Annotated in this window: 19 protein-coding genes; 13 read left to right on the top strand and 6 right to left on the bottom strand. The window is 64.0% G+C overall.

All coding sequences use genetic code 11. The features are described from left to right. Positions 1-202: 202 nt before the first annotated feature. Both DKK67_RS00800 and DKK67_RS00795 read right to left on the bottom strand, forming a co-directional pair. Entirely contained in the window at positions 203-1,672 is a 1,470-nt protein-coding gene (locus DKK67_RS00800) for a DUF1254 domain-containing protein (RefSeq protein WP_111493454.1), read from the bottom strand. A gap of 420 nt (positions 1,673-2,092) precedes the next feature. Then, complete coding sequence (locus DKK67_RS00795) at positions 2,093-2,575, bottom strand: GNAT family N-acetyltransferase (protein WP_111493452.1); 483 nt, start codon at positions 2,573-2,575, stop codon at positions 2,093-2,095. A 124-nt stretch (positions 2,576-2,699) separates the two neighbouring features. Between DKK67_RS00795 and DKK67_RS00790 the strand changes: the two genes are divergently transcribed. The 5 genes from DKK67_RS00790 (at position 2,700) to DKK67_RS00770 (ending at position 6,080) form a co-directional block, all read left to right on the top strand. Beyond that, a complete protein-coding gene (locus tag DKK67_RS00790; RefSeq protein WP_111493450.1) occupies positions 2,700-3,197 on the top strand; it encodes a GNAT family N-acetyltransferase in 498 nt (165 codons plus the stop codon). Between the two features lie 69 nt (positions 3,198-3,266). Next, positions 3,267-3,617 carry an ArsR/SmtB family transcription factor gene (locus tag DKK67_RS00785; RefSeq protein WP_111493448.1) on the top strand — a complete coding sequence of 117 codons (351 nt, stop codon included), beginning with the start codon at positions 3,267-3,269 and terminating at the stop codon, positions 3,615-3,617. Between the two features lie 9 nt (positions 3,618-3,626). Beyond that, positions 3,627-4,040, top strand: coding sequence for an arsenate reductase (glutaredoxin) (gene arsC, locus DKK67_RS00780; RefSeq protein WP_111493446.1), 414 nt, complete (start codon positions 3,627-3,629; stop codon positions 4,038-4,040). Then, on the top strand, positions 4,037-4,759 hold the full coding sequence (gene arsH, locus DKK67_RS00775; protein ID WP_111493444.1) for an arsenical resistance protein ArsH: 723 nt from the start codon (positions 4,037-4,039) through the stop codon (positions 4,757-4,759). Before arsC ends, arsH begins: the two co-directional genes overlap by 4 nt. Positions 4,760-4,769: 10 nt before the next feature. Beyond that, entirely contained in the window at positions 4,770-6,080 is a 1,311-nt protein-coding gene (locus DKK67_RS00770) for an arsenic transporter (RefSeq protein ID WP_111493442.1), read from the top strand. On the opposite strand, the gene DKK67_RS00765 is transcribed toward DKK67_RS00770, so the two are convergent. Continuing rightward, positions 6,067-6,579 (bottom strand): GNAT family N-acetyltransferase, encoded by a 513-nt coding sequence (locus tag DKK67_RS00765; protein WP_111493440.1) that lies wholly within the window; start codon positions 6,577-6,579, stop codon positions 6,067-6,069. The two genes, DKK67_RS00770 and DKK67_RS00765, sit on opposite strands and share 14 nt — an antisense overlap. A 29-nt stretch (positions 6,580-6,608) precedes the next feature. Next, positions 6,609-7,505 (bottom strand): LysR substrate-binding domain-containing protein, encoded by an 897-nt coding sequence (locus DKK67_RS00760; protein ID WP_111493438.1) that lies wholly within the window; start codon positions 7,503-7,505, stop codon positions 6,609-6,611. A gap of 116 nt (positions 7,506-7,621) precedes the next feature. Here DKK67_RS00760 and DKK67_RS00755 point away from each other — a divergent pair, with 116 nt between their 5' ends. The 4 genes from DKK67_RS00755 (at position 7,622) to DKK67_RS00740 (ending at position 12,427) form a co-directional block, all read left to right on the top strand. Next, positions 7,622-8,497 (top strand): DMT family transporter, encoded by an 876-nt coding sequence (locus tag DKK67_RS00755; protein ID WP_111493436.1) that lies wholly within the window; start codon positions 7,622-7,624, stop codon positions 8,495-8,497. A 103-nt stretch (positions 8,498-8,600) separates the two neighbouring features. After that, complete coding sequence (locus DKK67_RS00750) at positions 8,601-9,380, top strand: DUF3750 domain-containing protein (protein ID WP_111496711.1); 780 nt, start codon at positions 8,601-8,603, stop codon at positions 9,378-9,380. Between the two features lie 188 nt (positions 9,381-9,568). Continuing rightward, positions 9,569-11,605, top strand: a complete 2,037-nt coding sequence (locus DKK67_RS00745) for a putative bifunctional diguanylate cyclase/phosphodiesterase (RefSeq protein WP_111493434.1) — start codon at positions 9,569-9,571, stop codon at positions 11,603-11,605. 78 nt (positions 11,606-11,683) lie between these two features. Further along, on the top strand, positions 11,684-12,427 hold the full coding sequence (locus tag DKK67_RS00740; protein ID WP_111493432.1) for a sulfite exporter TauE/SafE family protein: 744 nt from the start codon (positions 11,684-11,686) through the stop codon (positions 12,425-12,427). Between the two features lies 1 nt (position 12,428). Here the strand turns inward: DKK67_RS00740 and DKK67_RS21470 are convergent, their stop codons facing one another. Further along, complete coding sequence (locus DKK67_RS21470; RefSeq protein WP_162628698.1) at positions 12,429-12,599, bottom strand: DUF1127 domain-containing protein; 171 nt, start codon at positions 12,597-12,599, stop codon at positions 12,429-12,431. A 221-nt stretch (positions 12,600-12,820) separates the two neighbouring features. After that, positions 12,821-13,567, bottom strand: a complete 747-nt coding sequence (locus DKK67_RS00735) for an AraC family transcriptional regulator (RefSeq protein ID WP_111493430.1) — start codon at positions 13,565-13,567, stop codon at positions 12,821-12,823. Positions 13,568-13,846: 279 nt separating this feature from the next. Here DKK67_RS00735 and proC point away from each other — a divergent pair, with 279 nt between their 5' ends. The 4 genes from proC (at position 13,847) to DKK67_RS00715 (ending at position 17,709) form a co-directional block, all read left to right on the top strand. Next, positions 13,847-14,674: a pyrroline-5-carboxylate reductase gene (gene proC / locus DKK67_RS00730; RefSeq protein ID WP_111493428.1), complete on the top strand. Its 828-nt coding sequence runs from the start codon at positions 13,847-13,849 to the stop codon at positions 14,672-14,674. Positions 14,675-14,730: 56 nt separating this feature from the next. Further along, positions 14,731-15,792 (top strand): TRAP transporter substrate-binding protein DctP, encoded by a 1,062-nt coding sequence (dctP, locus tag DKK67_RS00725; protein WP_111493426.1) that lies wholly within the window; start codon positions 14,731-14,733, stop codon positions 15,790-15,792. A gap of 70 nt (positions 15,793-15,862) precedes the next feature. Then, complete coding sequence (locus tag DKK67_RS00720; RefSeq protein WP_111493424.1) at positions 15,863-16,387, top strand: TRAP transporter small permease subunit; 525 nt, start codon at positions 15,863-15,865, stop codon at positions 16,385-16,387. Beyond that, positions 16,384-17,709: a TRAP transporter large permease gene (locus DKK67_RS00715; RefSeq protein ID WP_111493422.1), complete on the top strand. Its 1,326-nt coding sequence runs from the start codon at positions 16,384-16,386 to the stop codon at positions 17,707-17,709. Before DKK67_RS00720 ends, DKK67_RS00715 begins: the two co-directional genes overlap by 4 nt. Positions 17,710-17,931 lie beyond the last annotated feature (222 nt).

Here is a 17,931-nt window from a genome sequence, read left to right as displayed (position 1 = left end):
ATCCCTGAAAGCGTGACTCCAGTGTTGTCGGCACGGTGCGTTTCGTCCAGTTCACAATCGGGCATGAGGCCAAACCGCTCGGGACGTTGATTGACCTGGCGGGCCCGCAGTGCAGACCGCTTCGAAACCGGAACAGACACCGGCCCACATCGTCGAGGGGAAGCAGACACGTGCCGCGGGGGTGGCCCCCGCGTCTGTAAACTTACTCCACCACGTCCACCTCGGGCGGCTGCCAGGACCCTTCCAGAATCCCCTGTTTGCCCCAGTAGGCGCGGATATAGAGGGAGAACTCACCGTCAGGCGCCGGCAACCAGTTGCTCTCCTTGTCCGCGCCGGGCGAGGTGCCCCCCGCGTACAGGGTCAGCGAGCCGTCGTCGTTGCGCTTGAGGTTCTTGTTCTTGGTCCCCAGGGAATAGCGGTGCAGATCATTGGGGTAAAAGAGGTGTTTGTCGTTGTAGAGGGTGAGTGACCAGAATCCGTTCACCGGCGGTTCCTGTCCTTTGGCGAAGGTCACGGCGTAGGTCTTCGAGCCATCGAGCTGCTCGCCGTCGGAATCGTAGTCGGTGTAAAAATACTGGGTCTCACTGGGCCGGTTGTCGAACATGTTCGACTTGGCGGTGCCAGTGCGGTTGTAGTAATCAATGCCCCACTCCGAGTTATGCACCGAACGGTTCCAGCCGTTGCCGGCGGGTTTGCCATTGTATTCCCAACGGAAGAACGGCTTGATGACGTCCTTGTCGGCGGCGACGGCCTCGTCGACGATGACTTGTCTGATGTCCGGATTGGTTTCCGCCACGGCCAGTAACCAGCGCAGTTGCGCGTACAGGGCTTCCTCGCCCGGCAGCGGCGGCACGATGTCGAGCACCGTCCCCAACTCGTCGAAGAATTTTTCCGGCACCACCCACTGGGTTTCTCCACCGCCGCCCTGGTCCGCATTCGGATTGGGAATCGACGGCAGTTCACTCCAGTCCATGGTCTTCATCGAGCCATCGAACTCGGACAGCGGATAGGCAACGATCTGATCCACCGCGGACTGAATCGCCGCGCGGTCGGCCTCCGTATCGTCCATAAACGCCCGTGGAATGACATTGGCCAGCGATGTGGTGCCGTGAATCACACCGTTGATGCCATCCGGCGTCTCGCCCTCCCAGTTGGGTCCGACGACCAGGTAAAAGCCGGGCTGACTGCCATAAGGCTTGCCAAGTTCGCCGAACTGGTCGGTGCGGGCATCGTAAAAGGCGTAGATCCAGAAGCGGTCGCCAAAATCCGGCACCTGGATAACGATCGGCTGGCTGTCCAGGTCGAAGAACCCCAGTCCATATACCACGTCCTGGTTGGGGCACGTCACGAAGGTTTCGGCGGGATCGATATAATCGCTGAGCATCGCGATCTGCCCCTGCGGTGCAACGGGCAGGATGCCGCCCAGGAGGCCGGGCTTTGGTGCCTGGGTAATGGTCGCCCGGCGGTTGTACATGTTGACCATCGGCCAACCCCAGACGTAGGCCTTGCGAGCCAGCATCTTCGCGTACGCCGGCGTCATGTTGACGTCCGTACTCGGTTTGGCCAGTTCGTCGAAGGTGGGTTTCTCGGGGGCTGCAAGCGCCGCCGCGCTGATCACCCCCAGCACGACCGAGAAAGCCGCGCACAGAAATCTATCGATAACCGTTTTCATGTCGGATGCTCCCCTTCGTTGATACAGAGGCGTCGATGCGCCTGCGTCAATACAACTACGGGGAAGGCAAATACCGAACAGCGTGCCTTCCATGTCACTTCGGAACGAACGACCCGCAACCCGGGCCGCTATCCTTCAGGAGGAAGCAGGAAGGCTCTGTAGCTCCCAGCAGCGGGAGTCAGCCAACGACACCGCTTGCCATGACCTCCAGTGCATCCTGCAACGACGGCGCTGATCACAGCGCCTGGGGCACGGTTACCCTCGCGCCAATGGCGGGTGGAAACCTCGAAATCCGATGCAGATTACTCAATAAGCGTAGAAAGGTTTCAGGCAAATGCCACCGCATCAGCACTCGGCCAAGGACCCTGGTCCCATCAGCGACCGGGCCACTCCCGATTGAGTGACAGGTACCCCGGAACGTCAGGATTCCGCCAGATCCAGCAGGGCCTGTCCGGTCAGGCGGTAGCCGATCCATTCGCTCTGGGGCTTGGCGCCGATGGATTCGTAGAAATTGATCGCCGGTTCGTTCCAGTCCAGCACGTTCCATTCGAAACGGCCGCAGCCCCTGGCCACGGCAATCTGCGCCAGGTGCCGGAGCAGTGCCTTGCCGGCGCCGCTGCCGCGCTCGTCCGGGGTGACGTAGAGGTCTTCCAGGAACAGGCCGTTCTTCGCCAGCCAGGTGGAATAGTTGTAGAAATACACCGCAAACCCGATGGGTTGGCCGGCTTTCTCGCAGATCAGGGCGTGGACGGTGGAATCCGGCCCGAAGATGGATTCGGCGACGGTCGCCTCGGTGGCCACGACCTCGTGCTCGGCTTTCTCGTAGATGGCCAGCTCGCGCACGAAGGCGAGGATTTGCGGCACGTCGTCGACGGTCGCGGTGCGGATTTCGATAGCGGACATGGTGACTCCGGGAATAAGGGGGTCGACCATGCCATCACAATCGCCGGAGTTTGGCCAGTCGCGGCCGTGGTAAGCTGAGTCACAGGAATCCGTTTACAAGGCATCACAAGGAGGTGCGACAGGCATGATTCGCCCTGCCACACCCGACGACGCCGAAGGCATCGTCCGCATCTACAACCACTACATCCGCGATACGGTCATCACCTTTGAGGAAGAGGCGATCACGGCCGGCACCATGGCCAAGCGTATCGAAAGCGGCGTCAACGCCGGCTTCCCCTGGCTGGTGGCGGAGGAGGACGGTGCCGTGCTGGGCTACGCCTACGCCGGCCCCTGGCACCCGCGCTACGCCTATCGTTTTTCGGTGGAAGTGACGGTGTACCTCGATCCCGACGCCGGCGGGCGGGGCCTGGGCTCGCAGCTCTATGAGTCGCTGTTCGAGGCACTGATGGGCCTCGGCGTGCACGCCGTCATCGGGCTGATTGCCCTGCCCAACCCCGCCAGCGAGGCCCTGCACCAGAAGTTCGGGATGACACCGGCGGGGAAGCTGCACGAGGTAGGCTACAAGTTCGACCGCTGGGTCGATGTGGGTCTCTGGCAGCGCACCCTGACGGCCGACCGGTAGCGCCAAAGGCCCTCGTGTTCAAGGCACACCTTGTTGCAGATGGAATTATATGTCGATAATATTGGACATATGGACACATCAAACACCATCGAAGCATTCGCGGCCCTGGCTCAGCCCACACGTCTGGACGCTTTCCGCCTGCTGGTCGCCCACGAACCGGAGGGGCTAGCCGCCGGCGATGTGGCCCGTCAGCTGTCGGTGCCGCACAACACGATGTCGGCCCACCTGAGCGTGCTGAGCCGCGCCGGTCTGGTGCGTTCGGCACGCCGCAGCCGCTCCATCATCTACCGTGCCGACCTGGAAACCGTGCACCAGGCAATCCGCTTCCTGGTCCAGGACTGCTGCGGTGGCCGGGCGGAACTGTGCCAGCCGCTGATAGACGACCTGGCGCCCTGCTGTACCCCGAAAACAGACGCCTGAGAGACTGACATGATCACCGTGATCTATCACAACCCCGACTGCGGTACATCGCGCAACACCCTGGCCATGATCCGGGCGTCCGGTGAGGAACCGCACGTCATCGAATACCTGAAAACGCCGCCTTCGCGGCAAAAGCTGGAAGCCATGCTACAGGCGATGGCCATGCCGCCCCGGGAACTGCTAAGACGCAAAGGCACACCTTACGACGACCTGAATCTCGACGACCCGGCGCTGACTGACGGCGAGCTGATCGACGCCATGATGGCACACCCAATCCTGATCAACCGGCCCATCGTGGAAACCGACCTGGGCATCCGGCTGTGCCGTCCGTCCGAGACTGTATTCACTCTGCTGCCCCACCCTCCCGCACGCTTCGTCAAGGAAGACGGGGATGTCGTGGTCTCCGGAGATAATGACTTATGAGCCTGTCCCTACACGATCTGCCCAACATCGACCCGGAGCAGCTCCGGCCCATCGACCACGACCGCCTGGCCGCACCCGGTGCGCCGCGACACGCGCCGCGCATCCTGGTTCTGTACGGCTCGTTGCGGGAGCGGTCCTACTCGCGACTGTTGTCGGAGGAAGCCAGCCGCCTGCTGCGCTGGTTCGGCTGCGAGGTGCGCACGTTCGATCCCCACAGCCTGCCGCTGCCCGACGCCGCCGAGGCGGACCACCCCAGGGTGCGGGCACTGCGTGACCTGGCCGAGTGGTCCGAAGGTATGGTGTGGGTCAGCCCCGAGCGGCACGGCGCCATGACCGCGGTGATGAAGGCCCAGATCGACTGGATTCCACTGTCCCTGGGTGGTGTACGCCCCACCCAGGGCAAGACCCTGGCGATCATGCAGGTGTCCGGCGGCAGCCAGAGCTTCAACGCGGTCAACCAGCTGCGGGTGCTGGGCCGCTGGATGCGTATGCTGACCATCCCCAACCAGTCATCGGTGCCCAAGGCGTTCAACGAGTTCGACGACGCCGGCCGCATGAAACCCTCGCCCCTTTACTTGCGGGTGGTGGACGTGTGCGAGGAGCTGGTGAAATTCACCTGGCTGACCCGAGGCCACGACGCCTACCTGACCGACCGCTATTCCGAGCGGGTGGAGAGCGCCGAGGCCGTGTCCAGGCGCGTCAACCAGACGTCCATCTGACGGAATCGATATGCTGGCATTCGCAATCTTCGTCGTCACCCTGGTGCTGGTGATCTGGCAACCCCGGGGGCTGGGCATCGGCTGGAGCGCGCTGGGCGGGGCCGCCGTGGCGCTGGCCACCGGTGTCGTGCACTGGCCGGATGTGGCGGTGGTCTGGGACATCGTCTGGGACGCCACCTTCACTTTCGTCGCCCTGATCATCATTTCCCTGATTCTGGATGAGGCCGGCTTCTTCGCCTGGGCGGCGCTGCATGTCGCTCGCTGGGGCGGCGGGCGCGGGCATGTGCTGTTCCCGCTGATCGTGGTGCTGGGCGCTTTCATCGCCGCGTTTTTCGCCAACGACGGCGCCGCCCTGCTGCTGACGCCGATCGTCATGGCGATCCTGCTGCGGCTGCAGTTCCCGCCGCCGGCAGCCCTGGCGTTCATCATCGCCACCGGCTTCGTGGCGGACACCACCAGCCTGCCCCTGGTGATCTCCAACCTGGTCAACATCGTCAGCGCCAACTACTTCGATATCTCCTTCGAGCACTACGCCCTGGTGATGGTGCCGGTGAACCTGGCATCCCTGGCCGCTACTCTGGCCGTGCTCTGGTGCTTCTTCGGGCGGCGCATCCCCCGGCGTTACGACGTGAGCGCGCTGGCCGAGCCGGCCACGGCGATTCGCGATCCGCAGGTGTTCCGCGCCGGCTTCCCGCTGCTGACGATCCTGATGGTGGCCTATTTCGTGACCGCGCCGCTGGATCTGCCCATCGCGCTGGTCACGGGCATCGCGGCCCTGATCCTGATGGCCATCGCCGGACGCTGGTACGTCGCCAAGCGCGGCCGGGTGATTTCCCTGAAACGGGTACTGAAACACGCGCCCTGGCAGATCGTGCTGTTCTCGGTGGGGATGTACCTGGTGGTCTACGGCCTGGGCAACGCCGGCCTGACCGACCGGGCGGCGCAACTGCTGGGCTGGCTGGCGCAGCAGGGGCCGCTGGTCGCGACCGTGGGGACGGGGTTCGCCTCGGCGCTGCTGGCCTCGATCATGAACAACATGCCCGCTACGCTGGTGGGCGCGCTGGCCATCGACCAGGCGCCGGTGTCGCCGCTGATCCGGGAGCTGATGGTGTACGCCAACGTGATCGGCAACGACCTGGGGCCCAAGTTCACGCCCATCGGCAGCCTGGCCACGCTGCTCTGGCTGCACGTGCTCGCGCGCAGCGGCCATCGCATCAGTTGGGGGCAATACATGAAGGTGGGGCTGATCATCACACCGCCGGTGTTGCTGGTCACCCTGCTCGCCCTGGCCTGGTGGCTGCCGCTGGTTAACGGCGGCTGAGGCAGCGCTGGTACTCCAGACAGTCGATCCGACGCGGGCCGACCTCAGCCATACCGGGGCGCCGCCCAACGACCCGGAAACCCTGCTTCTCCAGCACCCGTCGGGAGGCAGGGTTATCCACAGACACAAACGCGGTGAGCTGGCGCAGTTTGTAGGTCGTTCTGGCGAGATCGACGATCGCGCTCACCGCGAAGCGGCCCACGCCCTGCCCGGCCGCATTCTCGGCGACACGGTAGCCCAGCCGCGCGGTGCCGCGAGTCCGGTCGATCTCCCGCAGATTCACCCGCCCCAGTAGCACGCCGCCCTGCACCACCAGTCCGGGAAACATCACCCCGTCGGCGTGTTCGGCGAGACTCGTCCGGACGTGCTCCGCCACCGCTCGGGCGGAGTAGAACGCCTCCCCACGGCTCTCGATAAATCGCTCGAACCAGTGACGGTTGTCGCGCTCGAACGCCAGCAAGGCGTCGCTGTCGTCGTGGCGGAGCCGGCGTAATCGCATCGATCTTCCCGGGTCAGGCGTTTGTGGCTTCAGACGGCGGCGGGCCGTCGTGCGTCCCCCGCATACTGGCGCTCGAACCGTTCCATCAACTGGGCGGCAAGTTGCCGCGCCGCTTCGCTGGGACGGCCGGGGCTGCGGTGCAGGGTGATTTCAGTGTGGGGCAGGTCCGGCAGTCCATCGTCGACGCCCAGCGTGCGGATCTCCGGCCCCACCATGGAGGGCGTCAGCACGGTAAGCGCCAGACCCGCGCGCACCGCCGCCGACAACCCGGACAGGCTGGCACTGGTGTAGGCGATGCGCCAGGGGATGCCGGCCGCGTCCAGCGCCGCCAGCGCCCGTTCGCGGAAGACGCACACACCTTCCCGGGAGACCGCCAGCGGCAGCGGCGAGCGTTGGTGGGTGTCGTAGCCGGTGGCGCCGGCCCAGACCATGGGCTCGCGCACCAGCACTTCCCCGCCCGGGCTTTTCGGCTGCCGGGTGACGATGGCCAGATCCAGCGACCCGGCTTTGACCTCTTCCATTAACTCCACGCTCAGACCGCAGCGCACCTCCAGCTCCACGCCGGGATAGCGGGCCTCGAACTCGGCCAGGGCCTCCGGCAGGTACACCACGTAGTCGTCCGGGATGCCCAGCCGCACCACGCCGTCGAGGCGCTGGTCCAGCACGTCCTGCCAGGCCAGGGCATTCTGGCGCAGCATCTGGCGGGCGTGGGCCAGCAATCGTTCGCCGGCTGGCGTGGGCACGGCGGCGCGGCGCCCGCGCTGCAGCAACGGGCGATCCAGCGTGTCTTCCAGCCGCGCCATGTGGGCACTGACCGTGGACTGGGCCAGGTGCAGGCGCTCGGCGGCGGCGGTGAAGCCACCGCTTTCCACCACCGTGACGAAGGTTTTCAGCACCGCCAGATCGAGGGGTCTCGGGTTCGGCATCGTTGCATCACGTTTCATGATCGATTGATCGAAAGACTTCGTTTCACCGATTGAGCTGTGTTCTCCAAAATACGCCGGGTAATGGCATCGGACAAGCGTTAACAGGAGTGACATCGATGTGTCATAAAGGTCAGTACGCGGGCATTTTGGCGGGGCTTGTGACGGTCCTCCTGTGGTCCTGTCTGCCGGTCCTGCGCAGCTTTGCGCACCTACCGCCGATGCTGATCGCCGCCGTCGCCATGATCTGCGCCGCGGGGCTGGCTCATATGGCCAGCCTGCATTACGTGCGCAAGGACACCAGCCGGATCCGGGAAGGACGTTACTGGCTGATGGCCGTGGGCGGCCTGGCCGGCGCGCTGTATTTCTACTTCCTGGCTTTGCAGAACGGCGATCCGGCCAGGATCACCCTGGTAACCTACACCTGGCCGCTGGGCTTTGTGCTGATCGCCAACCGTCTCGCCGGCCAGGGCCTGAGTTTGCGGCTGCTGCTGGGCTCGGCGATCGCCTTCACCGGGCTGGCGCCGCTGGTGCTGTCCGGCAGCGAGGGCCAGGCGACGTCGCTCATCGCCTACGCCGCAGGACTGGCCGCCGGCATCTGCTGGATCGCGTTCTCCGTGTACCTGCGGCAGGCCGGCGCCCTGTCCCTGCACGGCTACCGCTCCCTGTTCCTGCACGTGAGCCTGGTTGCCCTGGCGATGCACGGGCTGTTCGAGCAGTTGCCCGAAGCCGCCACGTCCCGCGACTGGGCGGTGGCCGGCCTGATCGGCCTGGGCCCCTACGGCGCGGCTTTCATCAGTTGGGGCTTCGCCCTGCAGCGCGGACCCGCCACGTTGCTGGGGCTGATGACCTATCTGGTACCGGTTCTGGCGGCGTTGCTGCTGGTCCTGCTGGGCTGGAGCCCGGCCAGCTATCAACTGGCGTTGGCGGCCACGGCGGTGGTAGCCGGGGCGCTGCTGTCACAGGGGATGCGCATCCGGCCCGGGACAACCTGATCGATCCGGACTGGTCGGCTTCGATCGAAAAAGCGTAAATTGGAACGGTTCTCGCTTATTGATTGAGGTCACCCAGATCCCGGATTACACGATGCACCATTCCATGAAGTTCACGTTCCGCTGGACGCTGCGCGCCGTCCTGCTGCTCATCGCACTCCTCATCGGGCCCTTGTTGATGGCCGCCTGCAGCGGCCTGGCCACCTCCCAGAACTGGTACGACGCGGACCGCTCCAGTGCGGGCATCGCGCCGCAGCCGGAGGACGCGCCGGAAGCCATCGTGCAGGTTTACCACGCCCGCGCCTTCGGCTGGCGCGGCTATTTCGCGGTGCACACCTGGATCGCCACCAAGCCGGCCGGCGCCGGCACCTATGAGGTGCATGAAGTGACTGGCTGGAGCCGCCAGAAGGTCCGGTCCCGCCCCGGCGACCCGGATCGCGCCTGGTACGGCAACGAACCCCACCTGATCGCGGACATTCGCGGCGACAAGGCGGCCGAGCTGATCCCAAAGATTGAGGCGGCGATCACCGACTACCCCTACCAGCGCGAATACGAAGCCTGGCCGGGCCCCAACAGCAACACCTTTACCGCCTGGGTGATCCGCGCCGTGCCGGACTTCGACGTGGCGCTGCCCAACATTGCCATCGGCAAGGACTATCTGGACCCGCCTTTCGTCGCGGAAACGCCCAGCGATTCCGGTTTCCAGGTGTCCGCCTTCGGCTATGCCGGCGTGCTCGCCAGCGCCTATGAGGGACTGGAGATCAACCTGCTGGGCCTGTCCTTCGGCATTGATCCGCTGGCCCTGGGAATCAAACTGCCGGGTATTGGCCAGCTCAGCCTGCTGGATCCCTGGGAGCCTGCGTCGACGCCGGTCACCGGGCCCTGACAGACCCGACCGCACAATCTTGTGACTTTAACAGAGACAGGTTTAGCGAGACTGGGGACAGCGGTCTAAACTGCAATGGCAAGGATTCACCAGGGTGCGCGGCAGCGCGTTGCAGCGAAGCAGTCGTAACAGGGTCTGTCGCCAGGGAAATTGACCTGTCACCAGGTCGGTCACGAGGCGCAGGCACCATGAAACTCTCCGAGCTGGGCGATCTTTACTCAACGCTGTTGGAAGCCGCCGTCGATGCCATCATCACCATCGATGAGCAGGGCTTCATCACCAGTTTCAACAGCGCCGCCGAGCGACTGTTTGGCTATTCCCGGGACGAGGTGGTGGGGCGCAAGGTGAACCTGCTGATGCCCCCGGACACCGCCGCCCGACACGATCGATACCTGCAGAACTACCTGAGCACGAGAAAACCCCGCGTCATCGGCATCGGTCGTGAGGTCGAGGGCCAACACCGGAACGGTTCGCGCATTCCCCTGCATTTCTCCGTCGGCGAGGCCGTTCACGAGGGCAAACGTACCTTTATCGGCATCTGCCACGACCTGTCGAAATACCGTGAGATCGTCGAGCAGCTGGAAGAAACCGAACAGCGTTACCGCGACATCGTCGAAAGCCAGAAGCAACTGATCTGCCGCGTCGACAGCCAGTTGCGTATCACCTTCGCCAACGCGTCGTTTTCCCAGGTGATCGGCGTCCAGCACGACGCCCTGATGGGCCTTCCGCTGACGGAAATCGCGGACGACGACGAACACCGGCTGGGCCACTTGCTCGCCGGCATGTTCCGGGCCCACGGCAACCTGAACGAGGTGAACATCAAGGTGACGATGAAGTCCCGGGACAGCGGTGCCCTGGTGGACTGGTCGTTCAAGCGGGTGGACGGCGCCGGCGACCCGCAGGAACCGGAGCTGCAGGGTTTCGGCATCGACATCTCGCAACAGGAAGCCGCCCTGCAGCAGGCCCTGTACCTGCGCAACCACGACTACCTGACCGGCTTTTTGAACATGCGCGCCTTTTCCAGCGCAATGAAAGCATGGATCGAGCCCCGTCGCCGTTACGCGCTGCTCCACCTGGCCTGCGGCCGGTTCGAGATGATCAACCGACAGTACGGCTATGACGCCGGCGACAACGTCATTGTGGAGGCCGCCAAGCGTATACGCCTCACTCTGATCCGGCCCAACCTGTGCGCCCGAACCGGCAGCGACATGCTGGTGGTGATCGGCGTCCGGGATAACGAAGAAGCCCACGACACGGCCCTGCAACTGGTGCAGAGCCTGGAGCGCCCCTACCGGGTCAATGGCTCCAGCCTGCGCCTGGACGTGGTCTGCGGCATTGCCCTGTATCCGGCCGATTCGGCCTCCCAGGAAACACTGCAGAACATGGCCAGCTCCGCGGCGCGGGATGCCCGCGACCATGGCGCGACGGCGGCGTATTTCGACGCCGACTACCACGAGGACCTGAAGAAGCAGATGGAAATCGAGCAGGGCCTCAAGGAGGCGCTCGATAATCAGGACATCGAAGTCTACCTCCAGCCCAAGATCGGACTCGACGACCACACCGTTCACAGTTACGAGGCGCTGGTGCGCTGGCAGCATCCCGAACGGGGCTTTATCTCGCCGGCTGACTTCATCCCCATTGCCGAACGCAGCGCCCTGGGTCAAAAACTCGACCGCTACGTGCTGAACAGCGCCGCCCAGCTCATCGCCCGCTGCAGGCAGCAGAGCCGCCCCGTCCCGGTGATCGCCGTCAACGTCACCGCCAGACACTTCTCCGATCTGGCACTGCCGGAGTATCTGGAGCAGCTGATGCGCCGGTACAAGTTTCCTCCTGAATCGCTGCAGCTGGAAATCACCGAAGGCATGGTCATGCAGATGCGTCAGACCACGACGCAGGTGATGGAACGGCTACGCACGCAGGGCATCCAGGTAAGTATCGACGATTTTGGTACCGGCTATTCCTCCCTGAGTTACCTGAGCCACCTGTTGGTGGACGAACTCAAGATCGACAAGGTCTTCATCGACGACCTGCAGAGCGAACGCGGCGCCACCCTGGTGCGCTCGGTAATCGCCATCGCCAAGGCCAACAACCTGCGCATCACCGCCGAGGGCATCGAGACGGCGGCCCAGGCCCGCATCCTCAGGGGAATGGACTGCGACATGGGCCAGGGTTATTTCTTCGCCCGCCCCAAACCGGGCCACGAGGTTCTGGGGCTGTCGAGCTGACGCCGCCCACTTGGACAGCGCGGCTGCTTTACCGCAGACTGGTCGCCGTTCGACGTCGCATGGAATCCTGAATCCCTCATGGCCCCACCCTTTGATACCCCGCTGTTCTGGCTGCTGGCCGTCATCGGCGTCATCCTGACCGGCATCTCCAAGTCCGGCTTTGCCGGCGGCGCCGGCGTGCTCGCCGTGCCGTTGCTGGCACTGGTCATTCCCCTGCCCATGGCGACGGTGATCATGCTGCCGGTGCTGCTGTTCATGGACGTTCGCGCCATCCACCTGTACTGGCGTCACGCGGACCGGGCGGAGCTGAAGCGGCTGGCGCCAGGGGTTCTGATCGGCATCGGGTTGGGTGGGTTGCTGCTGGGAGCGCTGTCCACGGACCGGCTGGAACTGATGACCGGCGTGGTCTCGATCCTGTTCGCCAGTTGGCAGAACCTGGCCGGCTGGCTGCAGCGCTTCCAGCGGGCGGGCTGGTTCTGGGGCGGCGTCTCCGGGGTCACCAGCACACTCATCCACGCCGGCGGCCCGCCGCTGAGCGTCTACTTCCTGGGCCAGCAACTGGACAAGCTGCGCTGGCTGGGCACCGCCGCGGTACTGTTCGGGCTGATGAACCTGACCAAAGTGGTGCCTTACCAGATCAATGGGTTCTGGGAGGGCCGGCTGCTGCTGGTTTCCCTGTGCCTGCTGCCGGCCGCCTGGATCGGCATCCAGCTCGGCTACCGGATCCAGAAGCACTTCGACGGCGCCACGTTTATCCGCATCTGCCGCGGTCTGCTGCTGGTTTCCGGCTGCCTGCTGGTGGTCAAGGGCGTCTGGTTCTAGCCTACGCCATCCAGAACGGCTTGCGCGCTTCCCGGTAGAGGCTGCCGGGCCGCAGGCCAATATCCTTCTCGATTCGTCCCGAATCGGACCATTCCAGTTGGCGCCTGAGTGAGCGCCGTGTTGCTGCGCGTTGCTGCCAGACTCGCAGGGTCTGGACGACGGTACCGGACATGATGCTTTCCTCCGCTGAAACTGTGAAGACGAACCGGGCCGGATGGAACGGGCCCGGTAGCACACAGCATCGCCAATCGACGGTTGTTCGGGCAGACACAGGAAAGGGCATTGTGGGCGTGACAGTGGGTCGGGATTGAGCCTCTGTATCCATCACAGTTTCCGGGGGACAGAAACCGCTTCGGCGGCAGGGGATGCGACGGCGCCCCCGGCTGGCCGCACTCAGTGCAGGCGGCGCATGCGTCCCGGCGTTTCGCCGTACTGGCGGCGGAACGCGTGGGTCAGGGCACTCTGGCTGGAGAATCCCACCTGGCAGGCGATATCCGCCAGCGGCAGGGTGCTTTGCAGGAGCAGTTCCCGGGCCCGGCGCAGGCGCGCTTCGAGCAGGTAGCGATAGGGAGTCATGCCGGTCATGTCGCGGAACAGCAGATGGAAATGGCCCACGCTCATGTGGACCACGCCGGCGAGTCGGGAGACCGGCAGGGGCTCGTGCAGGTGGCGGTAGATGAAGGCATCAAGAGCCGCGAGATCCAGCTTGCCGAACGACTTGCGGTCGAGATCGCGGTCGAACGTGCGATGATGCAGCGCCGCCAGCAGCCCCTGGGCCATGCCGTCGGCCGCTTCGGGATAGTCCTGCCAGATGGAGGCTTCGCGCTGGATATAGGTCAGCAGCAGACGCAGACCGGAATCCGCCTCAAAGTAGCGCGGCCCGTCAAACAGTCGCACCACATTGGCCCCGACATGTTCGGACGGCAGGTCCACGACAATGTGCGTGTTCTCGCCGATTCCCTCGTAGAAGTGCACTTCCCCACCCGGCACCAGGCAGCCATGCAGGGCGTCCACGCGACCGCCTTTGCCGGCGATCTCGAATTCCGCCTGCCCCTTCATGGCGATTACCAGCTGGTGGTAGTCGTGATCATGATGCAGACAACTATTGGGAAGGGGGAACGTCCGGATGCGCGTCGTCATAACTGATTATCATTTCGATGCTAACATGGATGATCTTACCGATAGACGAAGTCTATGCAAACAATAAACCAAAAAACATCCAACTTATCGTTTTTTATCGTTTCGATAGACATATTCTTGATCAACTCAGGAGCTTGACACAAAAACCCCGCACCCCTGAGCAAGACCGTTACGGGTTCCCCTTACGACAATCGTATGAAGCATCGTTCATGCCGTCATTCATGGGGCCCAGCGCCAACCGATGAAGCTGGCTCCCGCCCGTAACCAGAGAGCAACACCATGAACCAGACAGTCGCCTTCATCGGTGCCGGCAACATGGCCGGCGCCATCATCGGAGGATTGATCGATAGCGGCCTGGCCGCCGACCGGATCACCGCCACGTCCCCGGACACGGCCGCCCAGGACAACGTTCGCGACAAGTTCGGCATCCACGCCCACGCCGACAACAACCAGGCCGCTGCGACCGCCGACGTTCTGGTCCTGGCGGTCAAACCGCAGATCCTGAAGGCCGTCTGCGAGCCCCTGAAAGACACCATCCAGTCCCGCGACACGGCACCGCTGATCATCTCAGTCGCGGCCGGAGTGCTGGGCGAACACATCGACACCTTGCTGGGCGGAAACCTGCCCATCGTGCGCTGCATGCCCAACACCCCCGCGCTGGTCCGCGCCGGTGCCTCCGCCCTGTGGGCCAATGACCGGGTCTCCGAAGACCAGCGCGCCCGTGCCGGCGAGCTGCTGGCCGCCGTCGGCCAGGTGGAGTGGATCGAGCAGGAATCCCTGATGGACGCGGTGACCGCCGTTTCCGGCAGTGGCCCGGCCTACTTCTTCCAGATTTTCGAGGCCATGGAAGAAGCCGGTGCGTCCCTCGGCCTACCCCGGGACACGGCCCGCCGCCTGGCGCTGCAGACCGGCTTTGGCGCCGCCTGCATGGCCCTGGCCAGCGACGAGTCGCCGGCCCAGCTCAAGCGCAACGTGATGTCGCCGAAGGGTTCCACCGAGCAGGCCATCGCCAGCTTCGAGGCGTCCGACCTGAACGAGGTTTTCAAAAAAGCCATGACCGCCTGCGCCAACCGCGCTCAGGAAATGCAGAAAGAGTTTTCATCCTGACGGGTGCACCCACGACACCTGCGGGCTCTTCCCACCAAAAAAAGAAAGGCACAACTATGAAACCGATGCACAAACTCGCTTCCGCTGCGCTTTTGTCGGCAGCCATCGCCGGCAGCATTGCCCCGGCTCAGGCCGAGGAGAAATCCTGGCGTATGGCCACGCCCTGGAGCGGCGGCCCCTGGCTGGAACGTGACGCCCAGGACTTCGCCGACCACGTCACCGAACTGAGCGACGGCGAAATCAACCTGCAGGTCTTCCCGGGCGGCACCCTGGGCAGCGCCCTGAAAGTCACCGAAACCGTGGAAAGCGGCGTGGCCCAGGTCAGCCACAACTACCTGGCCTACGATTACGGCAAAGATCCCACCGCGGCCCTGCTGGCTGGCCACTCCAGCGGCCTGACTCCGGAAGAGTTCATGCTGTGGATGTACCAGGGCGGCGGCGCCAAGCTCTACGAAGAGTTCCGCATGGAAGAATTCGGCGTGGTGGCCTTCCCGTGCTCCATCCTGGGTACCGAGATCTTCCTGCACTCCAACAAGAAGGTTCAGACCCTGGAAGACTTCAAGGGCCTGCGTCTGCGCACCTCCGGTGCCTGGGCTGAAATCGCCTCGCGTCTGGGGGCGTCCACCGTCGTGATGGCCGGCTCCGACATCTACACCGCTCTGGAACGTGGCGTGATCGACGCCGCCGAGTGGGGTAGCCCGGAGATGAACAAGCCGACCGGTTTCCAGAACGTCGCCAAGTACGTGATCGTACCGGGCGTTCACCAGTCCGGCGGCGTGCTCGAGTGTCAGATCAACAAGGACGCCTGGGCCGAGCTGAACGACCAGCAGAAAAACGTCATGCGCGAAGCCGCCAAGCTGACCGTCTTCGACTCCTGGCTGGCCGCCTCCTACTCGGATCTGGAAGCCTACCGCGAGCTGGAAGAAGGCCCGAACGAAATCGTTCGCCTGGACCCGGCCTTCGTTGAAAAAATCTACGACGAGACCGAAGCCTGGGAAAACGAAAAGGCCAAGGACAACGACTGGTTCGCCAAGGTTCTCGAATCCCAGCGCAAGTTCAAGAAGGACATGGAAAGCTGGCCTCAGTACCGCCTGACGATCGGCAAGTCTGAAGACTGATTTCCACTAAGAAACAACCGGGGTGGCCGTCCGTCGGCTACCCCGGCTTTTATTTGTCCGGAACACGCTCATGAAACTGATTGCATTTATAGAAAGCCTCACCCGGTACGCCGGGCACCTGGCGGCCATCCTCATACTTCCCCTGGTAGCCGCCCTGGTCTACGAAGTCTTCAGCCGATACGTGCTGGGCTCCCCCACCCTGTGGGCCTTCGAAACAAGTTACATGGTGATGGGCGCCATCTTCATGCTGGGCATGGCCAACGCCCTTCGCGTCGGTCAGCACGTGAGCGTGGATGTAATCACCCTGAAGCTGTCGCCGCGTGTCAACGCCGCCATCCGCACCCTGTGTTACCTGTTTTTCCTGCCGTTGATGATCTGGCTGACCTGGGAAGTGTTCAAGTACTTCCACGACGCCTGGGAAAGCGGCGAGCGTTCCGGACGCTCGGCCTGGAACCCGATCGTCTGGCCGGTGTACCTGGTCTGGTGTGTCGGTTTTTCCCTGATGTGCCTGCAGTTGCTGGCCGAATTCCTGAAATCCATTTGCACCCTGATCAAGGGTGACGGCCAGACAGAGCACCGGGAGGAACTGGTATGAGCGATTACCTGTCGCTGTTGATGTTCCCGCTGTTGATGCTGCTGATCTTCGCGGGCTTCCAGATTGCGTTTTCGATGATCCTGGTGGCGGCGGTGTTCGGCCTGATGATTTTTGGTCAGACCGCGCCCTATCAACTGCTCACCAAGATCGAGGACACCGCCTCCAACGCCATCCTGGCGGCGGTGCCGCTGTTTATCTTCATGGGCGCCATGCTGGAAAAATCCGGCATCGCCGAGCGCCTGTTCAAGGCGGTCCACATGTGGACCGTGCGCCTGCCCGGCGGGCTGGGCGTGGGCGCCATCGTGCTGGGCACCATCTTCGCCGCGTCGTCCGGCGTCGTCGGAGCCACCGAAGCCGTGATCGGCATGCTCGCCATCCCGGTGATGATGAAGCACCACTACGACAAGAGCCTGATGTCCGGCGTGATCTGCTCGGCCGGTTCCCTGGGTACCGCGATTCCGCCGTCGATCACGGTGGTCGTACTGGGTCCGGTGGCCAGCGTCTCCGTCGGCTCCCTGTTCAGCGGTCTGCTGATCCCGGGTCTGCTGATGGCCGCGCTGTTCGTGATCTACATCATCGGCGTGGCCTACTTCAAGCCGTCCATGGCGCCGCGCGTCGATGACGAGGCGGTGCACTATTCCCTCGGCCAGAAGATGAAGGTCACCGTCTACGCCCTGTTGCCGACCGCGGCCCTGATCTTCACGGTGCTGGGCACCATCCTCATGGGCCTGGCCACGCCGACCGAAGCCGCCGCCTGCGGCGCTGCCGGCGCGCTGCTGCTGTCCGCCTTCTACCGCAACCTGAACCTGAAGGTGTTCTGGGACTCCTGCGGGCGCACGGTCAACATCACCGCCATGATCCTGCTGATCCTGCTGGGCGGGCACATGTTCGCCGGCGTGTTCTTCGCCGCAGGCGGCATGGCCACGGTGCAGTCCATGCTCATGGCCACCGGCCTGGAGCCCTGGGCCATCATCGGCCTGATCCTGCTGATCGCCTTCCTGGCCGGCTTCGTGCTGGACATGATGTCCGTGGTCCTGATCGTGATCCCGGTCGCCATGCCGGTGGTGCGCGCCCTGGGCTTCGACGACATCTGGTTCTGCGTGGCCTTCCTGGTGGTGCTGCAGACCAGTTACCTGACGCCGCCACTGGCTCCGTCGATCTTCTACCTGCGGGCCATCACGCCGCCGGAGATCACCCTTAAGCACATGTACAAGGGCGTGATCCCGTTCATCGTGATCCAGCTGATCGTGCTGGCCGTGGTGCTCTTCTACGAGCCGGCGGTCATGTGGCTGCCGGGCATTACCGGCGGACCGTCCTGGTAAGCCGACGTGCAAACGACGCCGGCAGCCCCCCCGGGGCGAAGCCGGCGATGTGCACTATGCTGATAAGGACAGCCGTTAAGGACGGTGTTTTTGAGATGGGGCCATTCAGGCGGAGTTGGCTGAACTGGCAGTGGCGTGCATCCCGGCCGCACCCGGGATGACGCCATCACCCTCTTCACGTCCGTGGGCGTATCGCTGAGCCATTGGGCGGCGGCCCACAAA

Source organism: Marinobacter bohaiensis (genome assembly GCF_003258515.1).
Classification (GTDB): domain Bacteria; phylum Pseudomonadota; class Gammaproteobacteria; order Pseudomonadales; family Oleiphilaceae; genus Marinobacter_A; species Marinobacter_A bohaiensis.
The sequence above is the reverse complement of the archived record's forward strand: the minus strand, read 5'-3'. Positions and strand labels throughout refer to the sequence as shown.

Excerpts from the sequence above, each read along its gene's own strand:
- DKK67_RS00800 (WP_111493454.1), bottom strand. The coding sequence starts at position 1,672 with ATGAAAACGGTTATCGATAGATTTCTGTGCGCGGCTTTCTCGGTCGTG.
- DKK67_RS00795 (WP_111493452.1), bottom strand. The coding sequence starts at position 2,575 with ATGTCCGCTATCGAAATCCGCACCGCGACCGTCGACGACGTGCCGCAA.
- DKK67_RS00790 (WP_111493450.1), top strand. The coding sequence starts at position 2,700 with ATGATTCGCCCTGCCACACCCGACGACGCCGAAGGCATCGTCCGCATC.
- DKK67_RS00785 (WP_111493448.1), top strand. The coding sequence starts at position 3,267 with ATGGACACATCAAACACCATCGAAGCATTCGCGGCCCTGGCTCAGCCC.
- arsC (WP_111493446.1), top strand. The coding sequence starts at position 3,627 with ATGATCACCGTGATCTATCACAACCCCGACTGCGGTACATCGCGCAAC.
- arsH (WP_111493444.1), top strand. The coding sequence starts at position 4,037 with ATGAGCCTGTCCCTACACGATCTGCCCAACATCGACCCGGAGCAGCTC.
- DKK67_RS00770 (WP_111493442.1), top strand. The coding sequence starts at position 4,770 with ATGCTGGCATTCGCAATCTTCGTCGTCACCCTGGTGCTGGTGATCTGG.
- DKK67_RS00765 (WP_111493440.1), bottom strand. The coding sequence starts at position 6,579 with ATGCGATTACGCCGGCTCCGCCACGACGACAGCGACGCCTTGCTGGCG.
- DKK67_RS00760 (WP_111493438.1), bottom strand. The coding sequence starts at position 7,505 with ATGCCGAACCCGAGACCCCTCGATCTGGCGGTGCTGAAAACCTTCGTC.
- DKK67_RS00755 (WP_111493436.1), top strand. The coding sequence starts at position 7,622 with ATGTGTCATAAAGGTCAGTACGCGGGCATTTTGGCGGGGCTTGTGACG.
- DKK67_RS00750 (WP_111496711.1), top strand. The coding sequence starts at position 8,601 with ATGAAGTTCACGTTCCGCTGGACGCTGCGCGCCGTCCTGCTGCTCATC.
- DKK67_RS00745 (WP_111493434.1), top strand. The coding sequence starts at position 9,569 with ATGAAACTCTCCGAGCTGGGCGATCTTTACTCAACGCTGTTGGAAGCC.
- DKK67_RS00740 (WP_111493432.1), top strand. The coding sequence starts at position 11,684 with ATGGCCCCACCCTTTGATACCCCGCTGTTCTGGCTGCTGGCCGTCATC.
- DKK67_RS21470 (WP_162628698.1), bottom strand. The coding sequence starts at position 12,599 with ATGTCCGGTACCGTCGTCCAGACCCTGCGAGTCTGGCAGCAACGCGCA.
- DKK67_RS00735 (WP_111493430.1), bottom strand. The coding sequence starts at position 13,567 with ATGACGACGCGCATCCGGACGTTCCCCCTTCCCAATAGTTGTCTGCAT.
- proC (WP_111493428.1), top strand. The coding sequence starts at position 13,847 with ATGAACCAGACAGTCGCCTTCATCGGTGCCGGCAACATGGCCGGCGCC.
- dctP (WP_111493426.1), top strand. The coding sequence starts at position 14,731 with ATGAAACCGATGCACAAACTCGCTTCCGCTGCGCTTTTGTCGGCAGCC.
- DKK67_RS00720 (WP_111493424.1), top strand. The coding sequence starts at position 15,863 with ATGAAACTGATTGCATTTATAGAAAGCCTCACCCGGTACGCCGGGCAC.
- DKK67_RS00715 (WP_111493422.1), top strand. The coding sequence starts at position 16,384 with ATGAGCGATTACCTGTCGCTGTTGATGTTCCCGCTGTTGATGCTGCTG.